The organism is Streptomyces sp. NBC_01006, assembly GCF_045162725.1.
In the GTDB taxonomy this organism is placed as follows: Bacteria; Actinomycetota; Actinomycetes; order Streptomycetales; family Streptomycetaceae; genus Streptomyces.
In genome coordinates, this window is record NZ_CP108700.1 from 4,333,855 (window position 1) to 4,351,462 (window position 17,608).

15 protein-coding genes are annotated in these 17,608 nt (G+C 73.2%); 10 read left to right on the top strand and 5 right to left on the bottom strand.

All coding sequences use genetic code 11. The annotated features are described in order from the left end of the window. Positions 1–9: 9 nt before the first annotated feature. The gene (locus tag OG509_RS19830) at positions 10–990 is read right to left on the bottom strand and encodes a LuxR C-terminal-related transcriptional regulator (RefSeq protein WP_406183763.1); all 981 of its coding nucleotides are present in this window, start codon (positions 988–990) and stop codon (positions 10–12) included. Positions 991–1,254: 264 nt separating this feature from the next. Here OG509_RS19830 and OG509_RS19835 point away from each other — a divergent pair, with 264 nt between their 5' ends. Both OG509_RS19835 and OG509_RS19840 read left to right on the top strand, forming a co-directional pair. Then, positions 1,255–1,467 carry a hypothetical protein gene (locus OG509_RS19835; protein ID WP_406183764.1) on the top strand — a complete coding sequence of 71 codons (213 nt, stop codon included), beginning with the start codon at positions 1,255–1,257 and terminating at the stop codon, positions 1,465–1,467. 320 nt (positions 1,468–1,787) lie between these two features. Next, positions 1,788–2,408 carry a DNA-binding response regulator gene (locus tag OG509_RS19840; RefSeq protein ID WP_406183765.1) on the top strand — a complete coding sequence of 207 codons (621 nt, stop codon included), beginning with the start codon at positions 1,788–1,790 and terminating at the stop codon, positions 2,406–2,408. 73 nt (positions 2,409–2,481) lie between these two features. Here the strand turns inward: OG509_RS19840 and OG509_RS19845 are convergent, their stop codons facing one another. The 4 genes from OG509_RS19845 to OG509_RS19860 all read right to left on the bottom strand — a co-directional run bounded on the left by OG509_RS19845 (position 2,482) and on the right by OG509_RS19860 (position 7,525). Further along, a complete protein-coding gene (locus tag OG509_RS19845; protein WP_406183766.1) occupies positions 2,482–3,084 on the bottom strand; it encodes a hypothetical protein in 603 nt (200 codons plus the stop codon). A gap of 90 nt (positions 3,085–3,174) precedes the next feature. Continuing rightward, positions 3,175–4,722 (bottom strand): long-chain-fatty-acid--CoA ligase, encoded by a 1,548-nt coding sequence (locus OG509_RS19850; RefSeq protein WP_406183767.1) that lies wholly within the window; start codon positions 4,720–4,722, stop codon positions 3,175–3,177. Further along, a complete protein-coding gene (gene hemA / locus OG509_RS19855) occupies positions 4,719–5,927 on the bottom strand; it encodes a 5-aminolevulinate synthase (RefSeq protein WP_406187633.1) in 1,209 nt (402 codons plus the stop codon). The genes OG509_RS19850 and hemA overlap by 4 nt, the downstream gene beginning before the upstream one ends. Positions 5,928–5,956: 29 nt before the next feature. Further along, positions 5,957–7,525, bottom strand: coding sequence for a class I adenylate-forming enzyme family protein (locus OG509_RS19860; protein ID WP_406183768.1), 1,569 nt, complete (start codon positions 7,523–7,525; stop codon positions 5,957–5,959). A 436-nt stretch (positions 7,526–7,961) separates the two neighbouring features. Between OG509_RS19860 and OG509_RS19865 the strand changes: the two genes are divergently transcribed. From OG509_RS19865 to OG509_RS19900, 8 genes are all read left to right on the top strand, one after another. Then, positions 7,962–8,117, top strand: coding sequence for a thiazolylpeptide-type bacteriocin (locus OG509_RS19865; protein WP_266575931.1), 156 nt, complete (start codon positions 7,962–7,964; stop codon positions 8,115–8,117). 116 nt (positions 8,118–8,233) lie between these two features. Then, positions 8,234–8,392, top strand: coding sequence for a thiazolylpeptide-type bacteriocin (locus OG509_RS19870; protein WP_365951120.1), 159 nt, complete (start codon positions 8,234–8,236; stop codon positions 8,390–8,392). A gap of 138 nt (positions 8,393–8,530) precedes the next feature. Next, on the top strand, positions 8,531–9,547 hold the full coding sequence (locus OG509_RS19875) for a hypothetical protein (protein ID WP_406187634.1): 1,017 nt from the start codon (positions 8,531–8,533) through the stop codon (positions 9,545–9,547). Next, positions 9,544–10,473 carry an ABC transporter ATP-binding protein gene (locus tag OG509_RS19880; RefSeq protein WP_406183769.1) on the top strand — a complete coding sequence of 310 codons (930 nt, stop codon included), beginning with the start codon at positions 9,544–9,546 and terminating at the stop codon, positions 10,471–10,473. Before OG509_RS19875 ends, OG509_RS19880 begins: the two co-directional genes overlap by 4 nt. Beyond that, on the top strand, positions 10,470–11,375 hold the full coding sequence (locus OG509_RS19885; RefSeq protein WP_406183770.1) for an ABC transporter permease: 906 nt from the start codon (positions 10,470–10,472) through the stop codon (positions 11,373–11,375). Before OG509_RS19880 ends, OG509_RS19885 begins: the two co-directional genes overlap by 4 nt. Beyond that, positions 11,372–13,969, top strand: a complete 2,598-nt coding sequence (locus OG509_RS19890) for a hypothetical protein (RefSeq protein ID WP_406183771.1) — start codon at positions 11,372–11,374, stop codon at positions 13,967–13,969. Before OG509_RS19885 ends, OG509_RS19890 begins: the two co-directional genes overlap by 4 nt. Further along, the gene (locus tag OG509_RS19895; RefSeq protein ID WP_406183772.1) at positions 13,960–15,684 is read left to right on the top strand and encodes a hypothetical protein; all 1,725 of its coding nucleotides are present in this window, start codon (positions 13,960–13,962) and stop codon (positions 15,682–15,684) included. The genes OG509_RS19890 and OG509_RS19895 overlap by 10 nt, the downstream gene beginning before the upstream one ends. Next, positions 15,681–17,600: a TOMM precursor leader peptide-binding protein gene (locus tag OG509_RS19900; protein WP_406183773.1), complete on the top strand. Its 1,920-nt coding sequence runs from the start codon at positions 15,681–15,683 to the stop codon at positions 17,598–17,600. The genes OG509_RS19895 and OG509_RS19900 overlap by 4 nt, the downstream gene beginning before the upstream one ends. Positions 17,601–17,608: the final 8 nt, after the last annotated feature.

Consider the following 17,608-nt stretch of genomic DNA (forward strand, 5'->3'; position numbering starts at 1 on the left):
GGCGGAGGGTCAGATCCACTCCCGCTGCGCCGCGCGCAGGCCCGCCTCGAAGCGGCTGCCCGCGCCGAGGCGCTTCATCAGCTCGGCCATCATGCGGCGGACCGTGCGCAGCGAGAGGCCCAGCTGGCGGCCGGCGGCCTCGTCGGTGAGGCCGCTGCCCAGCAGGCGCAGCAGCTCCTTCTCCTGGCGGGTCAGGCCGCGGTCGTCCCGGTCCTGGCCGGTACCCAGGGGCGCGGCCGACTCCCAGATCTGGTCGAAGAGCGCGGAGAGGCCGACGACCACGCCCGGCTCGGTCAGCTGCACCGCGCCCTTGCGGGTGTTCTCCGGGTCGGCCGGCACGATGACGGTCTTCCGGTCGAAGATGAGCATGCGCACGGGCAGCGAGGGCGCGGTGCGCACCTCACCGCCCAGGTTGGTGAGCCACTCCGCGTACTCGGTGGTGACCGAGTCGTTGCGGACGCTGTCCAGGTACACCGTCCGCATCCGCACCCCCCGGTCGAGGGTCTGGCGGTCGAGGGGCTTGCTGGCCTCCAGGCTGGCCCGGGACTGGGCGCCGCCCGGGTTGAAGGTCAGGCACTCGGAGGTGGCCTCGGAGGCCAGCTCCCTGATCCGGTTCTGTACGGATTCCACGCCCACGAACTGCTGGGCCACGCGTTGGGTCTGGCCGGTGTAGAGCTCGCTGTAGGTGTTGATCAGCACGGCCATGTCGGCTTCGCAGCGCGCCACGGCCTCCTGTCGGCTCTCCAGTTCCCGCTTGCGCTGGTTGAGCAGCTCCCGCAGGCCCAACGCCGGGTCGCTCGGCTGGAGTTCGTTGCCCGCGGCCGAGCGGTGCAGAAGCCGCAGATCGGTCAGTCTCTCCAGTGACTCGCGTACGTCGACGGTCGATACTTTGAGCCGCCGCGCGATCTCGGCGACACCCCATGCGTGGTTCGCCAGCATGAGTTCGTACACATCCGCCGTCTGCGCGTCCAGTCCCAGTAGTTCCAGCATTGGTGTCCTCGTTCGGTCCCCCGCCGCTCACTCTTCGTCGAGCCGCGCCGATGTGATCAACATATGAGACGTCGCAGGTGGATGGCTACTTTGGGCCCAGTCTGTTGCGAGGTTGGCACCGACCTGCCACGTGGATCTTCCTGCCAGCCGATCCGCTTCCGGATTCCTCCTTCCGTAAAGCAAGCTGGATGCAGAACGAAGGAGCACCCCGGGCCGAACAGCCGGGTGATTCACGCTCCAAGCACGCTTTTCAGGGGGATTCTCATGCTGGTCTTTCGTCGCTTTTCCCGTGCCGCTTCCCTGGCCGGTCTGGCCGCCGCGCTGATCGCCTTCGGCGCTTCCCACATCGAGCAGAACCGGGAAATCCGCGACACCGCCTCCATCGCTCCCAACCTCAACTGGGACGTGGTCGCACCCGACGCCGACGCGTCGCTGGGCACCGCCGAGGCGACGCTGTACAACCTCAACTGGGACTGACTCAAACTCGCATGTATATGACCACAGTTGTCATGCGCTCGCCATATGTGCAGACGGGTGGCCAGCCGGATCCGCTCCTCCTCGCCTCGCTGCTGAGGGCCGTGGCGTCGCCCACGGACGGTCTGGAGCATGTCGCGGTCCGCCCTTCCGGCGAGCAGGTCGAGCTCGTACTGTTCCAGTCCGTCCCCGACGTGACGGAACCTCCGGCCCCGGCAATCGCTATTTGCCGCAGGGCACTTGAAATAACCCGACAGCTCAGTGGCTGGACCGTGGAAACCGGGCGGTAGAACACGGCTCCCAGAGCCGCGCAGGGGGATTCAATGGCTATCAGCGTCATCGTCGGCGGCAGCCGCGTTCTCTTTCTCGACGCGCTCGTCGAGGCGCTCCGATCGGTCGACGGCATCGACGTCATCGCCGCGGACACCGATCACCAGCACGTCCTATCACTTGTGCACCGGCATTCGCCGGATGTCCTTCTCCTGGAAGACACCCCGGTGGGTGACGACGTACTGCGTCTCGCATCAGCGGTACGGGCCCGAGTACCGGCATGCGGCATTGCGCTGATGATGTCCGGTTCACGGCCGGCGGCGGTCGGCCGGGCCGTTGCGGCGGGCGTGCACGGCATCGTTCCCATGGATACGGGCCTGCCCCGGCTGATCGCGACGCTCAAGGGCGTGGCGGCGGGCTGCGTGACCATGGCCCCGTCCCTGGCGAACAGCGCCATGGCCCTCGTCACCACGGGGGCCTCCGCCCCGCTGAGCACCCGGGAGTCCCAGGTGCTGCGGCTCACGGCGGGCGGAGCCACCGTCAAGGAGATCGCGGCGGAGCTCTACCTGGCCGCCGGCACGGTACGCAACGTCACCTCGGCCTCGATCAAGAAGCTCGGCGGCCGCAACCGCTTCGACGCGGCGCGCATCGCCGTGGAACAGGGCTGGATCTGAGCAGTACGCGAAGGAGCGCCCGGGGACCGACCCCGGGCGCTCCTTCGCGTACGTTGTCGCGCGCGCGGCGGCGCTACGCCTTCCGGCCCGCCCGCAGGCCGGTGTACGCCGCCCCCGCCCACAGCACGGCCGCGCAGCCGATGCCCGGTACGGACCGCCAGACGTCTTCGGTCGCACCCGGCAGCAGTGTGGCCAGCGCCGCGAGGCCGACGGTGGCCAGCATCGCGGCGCCGACCCACCGCAGCATCGGGGCGCGCAGGCTCTTGGCCATCGGGAAGAAGTGCGCGCCGACCACCAGGGCCGACCACGTCAGCATCAGCTCCGGGCGGTGCAGGCCGGTGCGTATGTAGTTGTTGCCCGCCCCGAGGACGGCGGCCTCGATCAGTACGACGGTGAGGAACTTCGGGCCGCCGCCACCCGAGGCCGGGGGCGCGCCCTTCTCGGTGGCGGGAGTGCGCCGGGCCAGGAGGAAGAGGCGGATCACCGCTGCCGCGCTCGCGGCGAACAGGAGCAGGCTGCCGGCGAGCACGGCCGGGCGGGCGGCCCCCTGGACGGCGGACTGTCCCAGGGCGAACCACATCAGGCCGAAGGCGGTCCCGATCAGTGCTCCCCGGCCACCGTTGCGGAGCTGGTCCCGCCGGGTCGTGAAGACGGGACGGGCGGCGGTCTTTTCCACGGGTGTTGCCTCCTGGTGTGCGTGGTCCATGCATCTTCTCGCAGCCGGCGCGGGGATCCTGCCACACGCCCGGACGGTCCGCCGGGTGATCTACCCGAAGAGTCCGGCCAGTTCGCCCTTGAGGACCTTCCCCGTGGGGCCCACGGGAAAGGCTCCGGTGAAGGCGACTTTGCGCGGACACTTGTACCGCGCCAGCCGCTCCCCGCTCCACGCGGTGATCTCCTCGGCCAGCCGCGGGTCCGGCCGCACCTCCGGCACGGTCCGCAGCACCGCACAGACTTCCTCGCCGAGCCGGTCGTGGGGGACGCCGATCACCGCGGCCTGGGCCACCGCCGGGTGGCCGAGGAGGACTTCCTCCACCTCGCGCGGGTAGACGTTGTAGCCGCCGCGGATGACCACGTCCTTCTTGCGGTCCAGGACGCGCAGGTAGCCGTCTTCGTCCCGCACCCCGATGTCCCCGGTGCGCAGCCAGCCGTCGACCAGCACCTCGGCGGTGGCCTCCGGGCGGTTCAGGTAGCCGGCCATCAGGCCGTGCCCCCGGACGACGATCTCCCCGCGCTCGCCCGCCGGCAGCAGACGGATCTGCTCCGCCGCGTCCACCGGAGCGATCCCGACCTCGACGCCGGGGATCGGCAGGCCGACCGTCCCGGGCCTGCGTTCCGTTCCCGGCTTGTTGTAGCTCACGCTGGGGGAGGTCTCCGTGAGCCCGTACCCCTCGTAGACCGGGGCGCCCAGCAGCTCCTCGACGCGCCGGAGCACCGCCGGGGGCAGCGAGGAGCCGCCGGAGTAGGCGCGCTTCAGCGGGGGTCTGCGCGGATCGCGCCCGGCCGCGTCCAGCAGGGCCAGGTACATCGTGGGCACGCCCATGACGACCGTGCACCCGTGGGAGGCCATGAGGTCCAGCGCGCGCGTCCCGCAGAAGCGGGACATCAGCACCAGGGTGGCGCCGGCGTGGAAGCACACGCCCATCCCGCAGATCTGGCCGAAGGTGTGGGACAGCGGCAGCGTGCCGAGGAGCACGTCCTCCTCGTCGAAGGCGAAGGGGGTGCGCGCGGTGGTCGTGATGTTCATGAGCACGCTGTGGTGCGTGAGCATGACGCCCTTGGGCGCGCCGGTCGTACCGGAGGTGTAGAGGACCACCGCGATGTCCTCGGGGGCGCGCGGGACGATCCCGGCGAGGGGCGGCACCTGCTCGGCTTCCCGGTCGAGCCAGGGGAGTTCCTCCGCGCTGTCGCCCTCGTCGCGTACGCCGAGCAGCAGGGCCCCCGCCGACCGGGCGCCGACGGCCGCCTCGGGCAGCAGGGACCCCGCGCAGATCAGCGCCCTGGCGCCCGAGTCCCTTAGTACGTGGCCGATTTCGGGAGCCCGGGAGTGCTCGTGGACCGGTACGGCGGTGCAGCCCAGGGCGAGTGTCCCGTAGTAGGCCATGGGGAAGGCCGGGGTGTTGGGCAGCAGCAGCGCAACCTTGTCACCGGGCCCCAGACCCCGGGCGCGCAGCGCGGCCGCGTACCGCAGGGCGCCGTCCCAGAGCTCCCCGTAGGAGTACGAGCGGTCCCCGAAGACCAGCGCGGGATGCGCGGGCCGCCGGGCCGCCGACTCGGCCAGGACGGACGCCACCGATGAGGAGGAGGGGTTCATTCGCCGGTCCGCGACAGGCCGAGTTCGAGCCAGATCGTGTCGAGCGCCTCGACGAACTTCTCCACGTCCGACGGCTCGTGCACCGCCCCCGGCGCGATGCGCAGGATCTCCTCGCCGGTCCGCACGCTCGGCGCGTTGATGGCCTGCACGTAGATCCCGTACCGCTCCAGCAGTAGCGCCGAGGCCTTCTTGCAGGCCGCGTCCTCGCCGATGAGTACTGACACGATGTGCGACTCGTCCGACAGGAACGGGATCCGCCGTTCCTTCAGCAGCCCGTGCAGCAGCCGCGCGTTGCGGTGCAGCGCGGTCCGCTCGACGTCCGAGCCGACGAGGTGGCGTACGGCGGCCAGCGCGCCCGCCGCGACCGCGGGCGGCAGCGAGGTCGTGAACACGAACGGCCGCGACAGGGTCCGTACGGCGTCGATGAGCGCGGCCGGTCCCGCGATGTAGCCGCCGGCGGTGCCGAAGCCCTTGCCCAGGGTGCCCATGACCACGTCGATCTCGTCGGCCAGCCCCTCCCGGGCGGCTATGCCGGCGCCCTGCGGCCCGTACATGCCCACCGCGTGGACCTCGTCGAGGAAGATCGTCGCCCCGTACTTCCGGGCGATCTCGGTGACCTCGCGGATCGGCGCCACGTCACCGGACATCGAGTACACCGACTCCAGCACGATCAGCTTGGCCCGCTCCGGCGCCTCGCCCGCGATCAGCTCCTCCAGGTGGGCGGCGTCGTTGTGACGGAAGATGCGCTTCGCGGCGCCGCTGTGCCGCAGGCCGTCGATGATCGAGGCGTGGTTCAGCTCGTCCGAGAAGACCACACAGTCCGGGACCGCCCCGGCCAGCACCGTCAGGGCGCCGTCGTTCGCGGTGTAGCCCGAGGTGAACAGCAGCGCCGCCTCCTTGCCGTGCAGGGCGGCGAGCTCCGCCTCCAGCTCGACGTGGACGTGGTTGGTGCCGCCGATGTTGCGGGAGCCGCCGGAGCCGGCGCCGAAGCGCGCCACGGCCTCCCGCATCGCCGCCATGACCTGCGGCTGCTGGCCCATGCCGAGGTAGTCGTTGCTGCACCAGACACTGATCTCGGCCGTGGCGTCCGCCGGGTCGGCGGAGGTGGAGGCGCTGGGGAAGCGGCCGGCCCGGCGGCCCAGCTCCAGGAACTCCCGCTTGCCGTCCGCGATCGCGGCGGCGGCGCGGTCCGTGAAGAACGCCAGATGGGCCTGGGGGGACGTGAGGGAAGTCGTCACGATGACAGCTCGCTTTCTTCGAGGGTCGAGGCCGCGCCGGCGACCGCCGCGCCGCGCAGGCGTCTGAGGTCGGGTTTTCCGGATTCGGTCAGGGGGAGTTCGGGCCACCGCACGATCCGGGTGGGTGCGTGGGCGGCGGAGAGGGCTTCGGTGACGTGCCGGCCCAGGGCGTCCGGCTCACAGGGGACGCGGAGCACCACGGCGGCGTGCACGGCCTCGCCGGTGTCGGGGTCCGGCATCCCGAAGACGGCGCAGTCGGCCACGGCGGGGTGGGTGAGCAGGGCGCGTTCCACCTCGGCGGGACGGACCTTGACCCCGGCCGCCTTGACGACCCGCCCGATGCGATCGACGAGGTGCAGGTAGCCGTACGCGTCCCAGTGCCCGAGGTCGCCGGTCCGCAGCCAGCCGTCCGGCAGCAGGGCGGCGGCGCTCTCGGCGGGAAGGCCCTGGTAGCCGCTCATCGCGTACGGGGAGCGCACCTGGACCTCGCCGGTGGCGCCCGACGGGACCCCGCGGCCGGTGTCGGGGTCGCAGACGCGGACCTCGACCCCGGGGAAGGGCCGGCCCACGCTGGGCAGCAGTTCCTCCTCGAAGTGGTCTAGCTGGTCCAGCAAGGTGATCCTGCCCGCCTCGGTGGAGCCGTAGCACTGCACGAGGCGGGGGCCGAAGACCCTTACGGCGGAGGCCAGTCGGGCAGGTGAGGCCACGCAGCCGCTGTAGATGAGCTGGCGCAGCCCGGACAGGTCGGTGCCGGCCGCGTCCGGGTGGTCCAGCAGCCGGTACAGCTGCGGCACGGTCAGGTAGACGCGGGTGATCCGCTCGGCGGCGAGGGCGGCGAGCACCTCGGCGGCGTCGAAGCGCTCGTGGACGACGAGGGAGCCGCCGGAGGCGAGGACCACGTCGGCCATGACGGCGACGGTGTGGCTGGTCGGGGTGACGATCAGCATCCGCTCCGGGGGCCGCCCCGCGAGCGAGGCGGCGTCGAGGAGCACGAGCCGGTTCCAGGCGGTGAAGGACTGGCGCACGCCCTTGGGGCGGCCGCTGCTCCCACTCGTGTACGTGACCAACGCGCAGTCGGGGGCCCGGGGCGTCAGCGCGGCCGGGGTGTCGGAGCCGGCCTCGGTCTCGATGTCGAGCACCGCGACGGCCGGCGACTGCGGCAGCAGGCGGGCGAGTTCGGCGCCACGCTCGGCGTGGGCCGGATCCACCGCGAGGACGGTGACCTCGCATTCCGCGAGCAGCGCGGCCTGTTCGGCGGGCGGCAGCGGCAGGTCCGAGCCGGGGTTCACCGACCGTACGTACATCACCCCGGCGCCCAGGAGATGGGCCGCGTGGCGTGCGGTGAAGGTCAGCGGGTGGTTGGGCCCGGTGAGGATCCCGACCATGGCGCCCGGCCCGGCGCCCGCCGCACGGAGCGCGTCGTGGGCCCGGTGCACGGAGCGGACGAGCGCGGCTCCGTCGAGGGAGCCGGCCCGGCCCTGGATGCGGGCCTGCCGTGGAGCCCGGGCGAGTACGTCGAGCATCCGGGTGACGTAGTGCCCCTGCGTAGTGGATCGTCCGGTCACGCCATTCTCGTTCCCTGTGAAGACGGGTCCCTCGCATGCTCGGTCGGGGGCGGGGGCCCGGACAAGGCTTTCCGGAGAGACGCTGACACGGATCACGCGAGGTCGTGACATGTGTCATTCCGGCAGCCTTTCCGGGCCGGCCGGGGCCCGGCCTTCCGGGGAACCGCCCCGGGAAACCGCCCCGGGAAACCGCCCTGGGAAACCATCGACGAGCCGCGCTGCGAACAGGCCAGGGACAGGCCTGGGAAGGGCCCCGGGAATCAAACTCCCTTCGCGCGCGCGTACACGTACAGGGGTCTCATGACGAATGTCACGCAGCCCCGTTACCTGTGTCAGGGGAAGCTCTCAAGCCCTTCCGGAAGCCGATTCGAACCGGCCATGATTCTTCTTGTCCGGCCGACCGGTCGGAAAACAGGAAACCTGAAAGGGAATTCACATGGACAAGAACCTGGGCACCGAGGACTTCGCTTCCTTCGAGCTGGAGGAGATCGAGGTCCTGGACGTCGCCGACGGTGTCGCCCTCCCCGAGGTCGGTGCCTCCAGCGGTGACTGGCTGTGCTGCTCCTCGTCGTCCTCCTCGTCCTGCTGCTGAGCTGACGACGGCAGTACGCCTCAGGCGCATCTGAGCAAGGCGCTCCGCCCTCCGTCGAAAGACGGGGGCGGGCGCCTGCCCCGCAATATCCGTGAGCGTAATGAAAGGGAATTCGGATGGACAAGCTGAGCGCCGAGGACTTCGCTTCCTTCGAGCTGGAGGACCTTGAGGTCCTCGACATCGTCGACGGTGTTGCCCTCCCCGAGATGGGTGCCTCCAATTTGGGTGGCTGGCTGTGCTGCTCGTCGTCGTCGTCCGGTTCATCCTGCTGCTGACGGCGGACTCAGGAGCACCCGAGCAGGGAGCTCCGCGAACGAGAGGTGACACACATGGAAGGCGCCCCGGACGAGCGCACGATCGGCATGCGCTTTCATGCGCAATCACCGATCGAACCCGCATGGCTTTCGCAGGTGATGGTACCCGTGGTGCGATCTCTGCGCGTCGAGCACAACGCCACCGTGGCCTATCTGGCCCGCGGCTGGAAGCACGGCCCCCACGTCGAACTCATCGCCCACGGCCCGGACGGAATTCCGTGGCAGGAAATAGCCGGCTCCATCGACTGGCGGCTGGACGAACTCCCCCAGCTCATGACCGGCGAGCAGTACCTCGCCCAGGCCCGTGAACTGGGTCGGCTGGAGCGCGTGGAGCCCCCCTATCTCCCGCTCCACCCGCGCGGCACCGTCGAGTTCTTCGACCGGCACCCCGGCATGACCTGGCCCGCCGCCCTGGAAGCCCCCCGCGACCTGGCCCTGACCCGAATGTTCACCCCCCTGGCACGGCTGCTGGACCTCGCAGCCGGCCGGGACGCAGGCGTTCCCGTGACAGCTCTCGCCGAGGCCTTCACCGCGCTGTGCACGGCCCACCCCGGCGGCCCCTCCTACGGGGTGTTCTCGCTGCGCTCGCACGCCGAGGCCTTTCTGCACTGGGCGAGCTCCGTCAAGGACCCGCGCCCCTCCTTCGCCCGCAGGCTGGAGGCCGACGCGCCCGCGCTGCGCGCGGTCGTCGAGCGGGCCCGGGACGGCGCGGAGAGCGCCGAAGCCGCCGAATTCCGGGCGGCTTTCGCCTACGGCATGGGGGTCTTCGACACCGCGGCGGCCCGCGGCGACCTCAGTGCCGACCTGCTCGACGGGCTGGCGCCCGCCATGGACCGCGAGGCCACGGCCCCGCCCGGACACCGCGGACCCGTCGGCGAGGGCCGCAGTGAGTTCCACGCGACCGTCGCCGAGAGCCGGGTCGCGGACCGGACCCCGTCCTGGTTCGCCTCGTACCGGACCCTGATCAACCTGTTCTACAGCCGGCTCCCCCTGCTCGGCGTGACACCCATCCAGCGCTACTACCTGTGCTTCGCCATCGCCGAGACCGTCGACGACGTGTACGGGGAGAGCTGGCGCGAGCGGCTGCGGCGCGCAGCGGAGAGGAAGGCGGCGTGAGCCCGCTCAGCTGGCCCGCATCCGATACGGCGGCGAAGGCCGAGGGCGACGCGGACGGCCTCGCCATCCGGACCACCGGCCTGCACAAGGCGTACGGCGCCCATGTCGCCGTCGAGTCCGTGGACCTGGAGGTGCGCCGCGGCGAGGTGTTCGGCGTGCTCGGCCCCAACGGCGCCGGCAAGACGACCACCATCGAGATCCTGGAGGGCTTCCGGCACCGCTCCGGCGGCTCCGTCACCGTCCTCGGCGAGGACCCCGGCCAGGCCGGGCGCGCGTGGCGCAACCGTATCGGCATCGTCCAGCAGAGTGGCACCGACCACGAGGGCTGGCGGGTCGGCGAACTCGTCGAGCAGATCGGCCTGTGCTACTCCGACCCGCTTCCCGTCAGGGACGCGCTGGAGCTGGTGGACCTCGCCGACCGCCCCCAGGCCGTCCTGGGCTCCCTCTCCGGCGGACAGCGCCGGCGCCTGGACCTGGCCCTCGCGGTCGTGGGCCGGCCCGAGCTGCTGTTCCTCGACGAGCCGACCACCGGCCTGGACCCGCAGGCCCGGCGCGACTGCTGGGCCATGATCGAGCGGCTCCGCGACGAGGGCACCACCGTCCTGCTCACCACCCACTACCTCGACGAGGCCGAACGGCTCGCGGACCGCGTGGCGGTCCTCGCGGGCGGCCGCGTACGCGAGGTCGCACCGCCCTCCGAACTGGGCGGCGGCGACGCAGGGACCGAGGTGTCCTGGCGCGAGGACGGCCGCACCCGCACCGTCGCCACCACCGAGGTCGGACCGGTCCTGGACGAACTGCGCGCCCGGCTGGGCACGGACGTGCCCGGACTGGAGATCCGCCGCCCCTCCCTGGAGAGCCGCTACCTGCGGCTGATCGAGGACGCCAAGACCGACGACACGTCCGAAAGGAGCAGGACCCGATGACGACCGCCATCACCCTCCATGACGCGGCCGACGCACCGCGCCAGGCCCAGGCCCAGGCCCAGACCCCGGCGCCGATCGGCGCCCCGGCCGCCCGCGGTCCGCTGCCGGGCGTCTTCCGCACCGGCGTCCTGCGCGCTCGCGCCGAGCTGCGGGTCTTCTTCCGCAACCGCACCGCGGTGGCCATGAACATGGCCCTGCCCGTGGCCCTGATGCTGCTCTTCGGCTCGATCTTCACGATGAAGGCGGGCGACCACACCGTCCCCATGCACGACGTGGTCGTGGCCGGCGTCCTCGCGTCGGGCATCATGTCCGCCGCGTTCGGCGTCCTCGCCACCGGCATCGCCCTCGAAGGCGGCGACGGCTCGCTGAAGCGGCTGCGGGGCACCCCGTTCGCGACGGGCGGCTACTTCCTGGCCAAGACCGTACTGGTCGTCGTGCTGGCGCTGCTGCAGTCGGCCGCCGTCCTGGCCCTGGCCGTGGCCGTGTTCGACTTCCCGCTGCCCACCACCGCCGACCGCTGGGCCACCCTGGCCTGGGTGTTCCTCCTCGGCACCGCGGCCACCGCCCTCCTGGGCATAGCCGTGGGCTCCCTGATCACCGACCGGCGGACGATCACGGCGGCCGTCCAGTTCCCGTTCGTGCTGCTCCAGTTCGTCTCCGGCGTCTACTACTCCTTCTCCGGCCTGCCCGACACGGTGCAGCGGATCGGCGCCCTGTTCCCGCTGAAGTGGATGGCCCAGGGCATGCGGGCGGCGCTGCTGCCCGACGACATGGCCGCGCTGGAGCCCGCGCACAGTTGGGAACTCGGCCGGGTCGCCCTGGTGCTGGGCGCCTGGATCGTCGGCGGACTGCTGCTGTGCGTCGCCGCGCGCACGCACCGGATCCGGAAGGACTTCCGGTGACCGTCACAGAAGAACGCCCGGCGATCGTCCTGCCGGACACTGCCGCCGGCACGGGCACGGGCACGGTCTCCGCGAACACCCCGGGGCGCCCCCCGGCGGAGCGGACCGAGCCCGTCTGGATGCTGCGCGTCAACCCCCTGCGGCGCACCCGGCTCGCCGACCCGGCCCTCGCCGGCGTCCTCGACGAACTGGCCCGGGTGGAGGCCGAACTGGCCTTGCGGGCCACCGCCTGCACCGACGCCCTGTACGAGTGGATCGGCGCGGCCCCCGCCGACGAGCGGGCCGCACTGGTCGCCGTACGCAGGGCCGTGCACAACGACCGGGTCCCGGCCACGCTGCCGGACCCGGCCCCGGCCGAGTTCCTCGCCTGGCTGGAGCTGCGCGTCCTGCGCGACGGCCTCCTCGCCGAGGCGGCCGAGGAACACCCCCGGGCGCTGGCCCGCGAGCGCGGCACCCTCTCCGGCCTCCTCGGGGACGAGGACCTGCTGCGCTCGCTGGCGCTGCTGGCCCCCGAGGTCCACCGGGCGGCCGTCCGCTACCGCGAGGGCACCCTGTCCCGGGCCGCCAAGTCCGAGCGCGGGCTGCTCCAGTACGTGACCCGGGCCATGATGCGCACCAGCCCGCTCGCCCGCTTCACGGCGGTCGGGCTGGCCGTCCCCTCACCCGACGGCGCTCGCCCCGACGAGGTCGCCTTCACCGGAGCCCGGTCCTTCCCGCACCTCGACCAGGCGATGCTCGGCTACGTCGCCCGCACCGCCGACCAGGGGACCCCGCCGGGCCCCGACACCTGGGTCCGGCAGTCGCCCAGCCTCTCCCCGGGCCCCGGCCCGGACAGGATCTCCTTCGTGAAGCTCGGCGACGACAGCAGCCGGCTGCTGTCGACCTCCCTCACCGAACCCCTGCGCCGGCTCCTCAACGCCACGGACATGGGCCCCCGAACCGTCGGCGCGATCGCCGGCGATGTCGCCCGTGCCCTCGGCACCACCCCCGAGCAGGCCACCGGCGTCGTCCTGGGCTCCCTGAACGCCGGGCTCCTGTGCACGACGGACGGACCGGAGGACTGCGCGGACGACCCGCTGGCCGCCGCTCCCCACGCCGCCCTGCGGGCCGCCGTGGCCGGCTTCGCCGACGCCGGGCACGCCGAGCGCGCCGACGCCCTGCGCGGCATCGGCGCCCTCACCTCTTCGCTGACCGAGGAGGCCCGCCGCCCCGCCGCGTTCACCGTCTCGGAGAACTACCTCCTGGCCCCGGCCGAGGTCGCCACCAGCGGCCTCGACCGGCAGCTGCGCGACCTCGCGCACGCCATGGAGTTCCTGTCCGCCTTCGACCGGCTCCACGACATCCGCGCCGTGCTCACCGACGTGTTCGTGGAGCGCTACGGCCGCGGTGCCTCCGTACGCCTCACCGACCACGCGCGCCACCTGGTGCGCACGGTCAACGAGCGGGTGGTGTCGGGCAGCGACAGCCTCACCCCGCTGCGCCTGTTGCGCACCCGTCTGCTCGGCGAACTCCGCGCCGACCTCGCCGGCCGCCGGGACGACACCGAAGTGGTGTGGCCCGCCGAGTGGCTGGCGGAGCTGGCCGCGCCGCTGCCCGACCGGTTCCGGCAGGACGCCATCGCCTACAGCGCCCTGGTCCAGCCGGCCGGCGAGCGGCTGGTGTTCAACGACTCCTACCCCGGCCACGGCATGCTCTACGGCCGCTTCCTCGGCCACGACGCCGAACTCGGCGGACACGCCCTGCCCCGGCTGCGCCGCCGCCTCCAGGAACGGCACGGAGCCCACGGCACCGTCCTCGCCGAGGACCGCGGCCTGCACGGGGTCAGCGTCAACGCGCACGCGCCCGTCCTCGACCGGCGGCTGCGCGCCGACGACTGGTACGGGCTGCGGCTCGTCCACGACCCGGACCTCGACCGGCTGTACGTGGCCGACGCCGACGGCCGCCGGCTGCACGTCCTCACCCTCGGCACCGGCCACCCCGAGCTGCTGCCGCCCCCGCTGCGCCTGGCCAACTGGCTGGTCATGGGCGGCCGGCTGCTGCCCGACCTGGGCATGCCCGGCGGCCTGGGCGGCCCCGGCCCCGGCGGGGTGCCCACCGCGCCGGACACACCCCGGCTGTGCGCCGGCTCCGTCGTCCTCCAGCGCCGCCGCTGGTACCCGGGCGAGGAGTTCGAGCAGGCCGTCCGGCAGGGGCCCGGCGAGGCCGACCGGATGCTGGCGCTGACCCGCTGGCGCGCCCGGCACGGGGTGCCGGCCGAGGTCGTGCTCAAGCCCGCCCCCTTCCTCGGCGGCGGCGCGGAGCCGGGCTCCGGCCGGTCCACCGCCAAGCAGCGCAAACCGCAGTACGTCGACCTCACCAGTGCGCTGCTCACCAGGGCTCTGCCGCGCTTCCTCGACCGCGACGGCAGCGGCTTCGTGGAAGAGGCACTGCCCGCCGCGGGCGCGTCACCGCACGCCTACGAGTGGGCGGTCGAGATCAGCAGACCGTCCGGTGGACGGTTCACCTACACACGGCCCGGCGACGGGTCCACCGACGACCGGGAACCCGAACGGCACCGGCACTTCAAGGACCAGGGAGAGCAACAATGCGGATGAAGCTGCGCCCCGCCCTGCACTACGCACCGGTGCGGGACGGCGTCTACTTCGGAGCCGAGGGGACGTCGTTCGTGGTGCGAGGGCCGGCGGCACTGTTCAAGGTGACCGACGTGTGCGTCCCGCTGCTGGAGGACGGCGCCAGTGAGAACTCCCTCGTCGCGGCGCTCGGCAGCGAGGCCGCCCGGCCCGTCGTGGCCAAGCTGCTGGAGACCTGGCGGCGCAACGGCCTGCTCCTCGACCTGGACGCCCTCAGCGTCCCCGAACCGGACGCGGACACCCGCGCGCGCCACCGCGACGTGCTCGCCGACCTGGAGATGCTGCACGAGGACCCGTACGCGGCGTTCGAGCGGCTGCGCGCGGCCACCGTCCTCGTCTCCGGTCCCGCCGCGTCCGTCCTGCCCGCCGCCCGCGGGCTCGCGCGGACCGGAGTCGGCCGGCTCGTGCTCGCCGTACCCGATGGGGACGCGGACGCCGTCGCTGCCACCGCCGACCGGCTGGGCGCCCGGCGCCTGCCGCTCACGGCCGAGGGCGTCGAGGTGGCGGCCGATGCCGCGATCGTCTTCGCCCCGGGCGAGCTGCTCGACGGGGTGGTGGCCCGGCAGGCCGCGCTGCTGCCGCCGGACTGCGCGATCGTCCCCGTACGCGAGGACGGGCGCTTCCACCTGGTCGGCCCCCAGACCAGCGGCGCCGCCGGGCGCCTGGAGGCGGTGGCCGCCCGGGTCGCCGGCTGGGTGAAGACCCCCTCCGCGCCCCTGGGAGCGGCGGCCGGCGCGCTGGCCGGCGCGCTCGCCGGACAGCTGGCATACCGGGTGCTGACCGGCACCGCCGGAGCCCCCGGTGAGAGCGCGTACGTGGTCCACGGCGCCGAACTGAACGCCACCCGCGTCGACCTGACGCCCGCCCGCCCGGCCGCCCCCGCCGCCGACCTCGACGAGGCCGTGGCCCACGTCCAGGCCGTCACCGCGAAGTGGACCGGCCCCTTCGAGCTGGTCACCCCCGAGAACCTGCCGCAGCTGCCCCTGGGCATCGCCGAGGCGGAGCACCGGGAGGGCACCGGCGGCTCCGTCGCCGCCTGGGGCGGCAACCAGCGCTCCTCCTCGGTGTCCGTCGCCCTCGCCGCGCTGCGCGCCCAGGCGGCCACCGTCGACGGCCAGGTCGCCGCTGCCGGCACCACCGAGGAGCGGTGGCTGCTCGACGGCACCCTGCGGCTGCTCGCCGAGCGGGCCGAACCGGCCGCGGACGCCCCCGCCTTCGAAGAGCTGGACAAGGCCGCGCAGGTGCTCTGGCGCACCCTGGAGGACCACGAGTTCCTCAACGTCGAGCTGCGCCTGTTCCGGGTACCGGACGTGGACTGGCCGCTGGTCCTGGTCCGCGACCGCGCCACCGGCCAGGACGTCGCCTCCGCCTGGGGTTCCGGCCCTGCCCGTGCGGCCGTCGCCGCCCTCAGCACCGCGCTGGCCCGCGTCCAGACGCGCAGGGTGCGCGGGCGCGAGCTCGTCGCCTCCGGACCCGACACGACCGCGCTGCTGCACGCCACCGACGCCGAGCTGGCCGAGCTGACCGCGCAGACCCGGCTGCGGCTCGTCCCGCACGGCGAGCGCGCGGCCGACCCGGTCGTGGGCGAAACCCCGCTGTGGTACGGCGCGGTGACGGGCCTTCCGGCCGTCGACGCCCCCGCCGACACCGACTCTCTTCTGAAGGAGGCCGTGGCATGACCACAGCGCTGGACGTCCCGCACGTCCCGGACCTCCTGGGGCTGCCGGACCTCCCCGGCCTCCTGGACCGGTGCGCACGGGCCGTCGGCCTGCCTGCCGGCTCCGTCGCCGTCCACCCCCGGTGGGACCTCGGCCGCGAACGCGCCACCCATGAGTGGGCCCGTGACGCGCAGGAGCCGTACCTCTCCGTCCGGCTCGCCGGCAACGAGGCCTACGTCGGCCCCCTCTGGATGCCCGGCACCGACTCCGGCTGCCCCGGATGCGCCGAGACCCGGGCCCGCATCGCCGTCGACCACCCCCTGACCGACCGCCTCGACGAGCCCTGCCGCGCGGCGCGCCCGCCGTTGCCCTTCCTCGCCGAAGCCGTCGACGCCGCGCTGGACTCCCTCACCGCGAACCCGCTCGCCCCCGGCGAGCTCCTCGCGGTGAGCGCCGGCGGCGTCTCCCGCCACCGGGTCCCGCGCACCTTCAGCTGCCCCGTCTGCGCGGAACCCGCCGCCGCTCCCGATCCGGCCGCCCGGCCGCCCCGGTTGCGCCTCGACGACCCCGCCGCCTCGCCCGACGACCCGGTGCGCGGCACCGGCGGCGACGAGCTGCTCGCCCCCGGCGCGCTGCGCCGGCGCCTGGTCGACCCGCGCTACGGGCCGGTCCTCCAGATCATGCGCGACATCGACGCCCCGTACGCGATGAGCAACGCGGTGCTGCCCGAATCGCCCGCGCACGGCTACGGCCGGGCCCTGACCTTCGGCCGCGCCGAGTCGGTCGCGGTCCTGGAGGCGTACGAGCGCATGGGCAGCTTCCCGCACCACGGGCAGGTCCTCACCAACCTCGCCTACCGGGACATCGCCGACCACGCCCTCGACCCTGCCTCCCTGGGCACCTACACGGATGAGCAGCTCGCCCACCCCCTGTCGCGGGTCATCCCGAGCACGGCCGACACTCCCATGGACTGGGTGTGGGGCCACGACCTCGACACGGGCGAACCGGTCCTCGTCCCCGCCGAAGTGGGCTTCTACCGGTACGAGTACCTGCACCGCCACGACCGCCACGGCGCCCGCCGCGACCACAGCGCCGAGCGCCGCCGCAGCCACTTCCCGGACTCCTCCAGCGGCTGCGCCCTCGGCTCCGGGCTCACCGAGGCGGCCCTGCACTCCCTCCTCGAACTGGCCGAGCGGGACGCGTTCCTGCTGTCTTGGCACCGGGCCGAGCCGCTGCCGGCCATCGACCCGGCGAGCCTGCGCGACCCGATCTCGCGCCGGCTGCTCGACACCATCGACATCCACGGCTACGACGCCCACCTGCTGGTGGCCACCCAGGACATCGACATCCCCCTGGTGTGGGCACTGGCCGTCAACCGGACCGGCGGCCACCCCGCCAGCTGGTCCGCCGCCGGCTCGGGCGCCGACCCGGAGTCCGCCGTGCGCGCCGCGCTGTGGGAGCTCACCCAGATGGTCACCCGGCCCCCCGGCGACCCCGAGGTGGGCTCGCCGATGGTCGCCGACCCTTGGCAGGTCGACCTGCTGGAGGACCACGTCGACCTGTACAACCGGCCCGAGACCCTGCCCCGGGTCACGGCCGTCCTCGGTGGCCCCCGGGTCGCCCTGCACGAGGCCTTCCCGGACTGGCCGGACCGCCTGGTACGGGCCGCCGGCGGCACCGTACGGGGCGCCCTGGACTTCGTACGGGCGCGGTTCGCCGACGCGGGCCTGGACCGGATCGTCCTCGTCGACCAGTCCACCCGCGACCACACCGACCTGGGCGTGGCCGTGGCCAAGGCGGTCGTGCCCGGGATCCTCCCGATGTGCTTCGGCCACAGCCAGCAGCGCCTCGCCGGCCTGCCCCGGCTCACCGCCGCGCTGCGCGGCACTGCGCAGGAGCACCGGCAGGCGCCCTACGACCCCCACCCCTTCCCATGAGAGGAAGC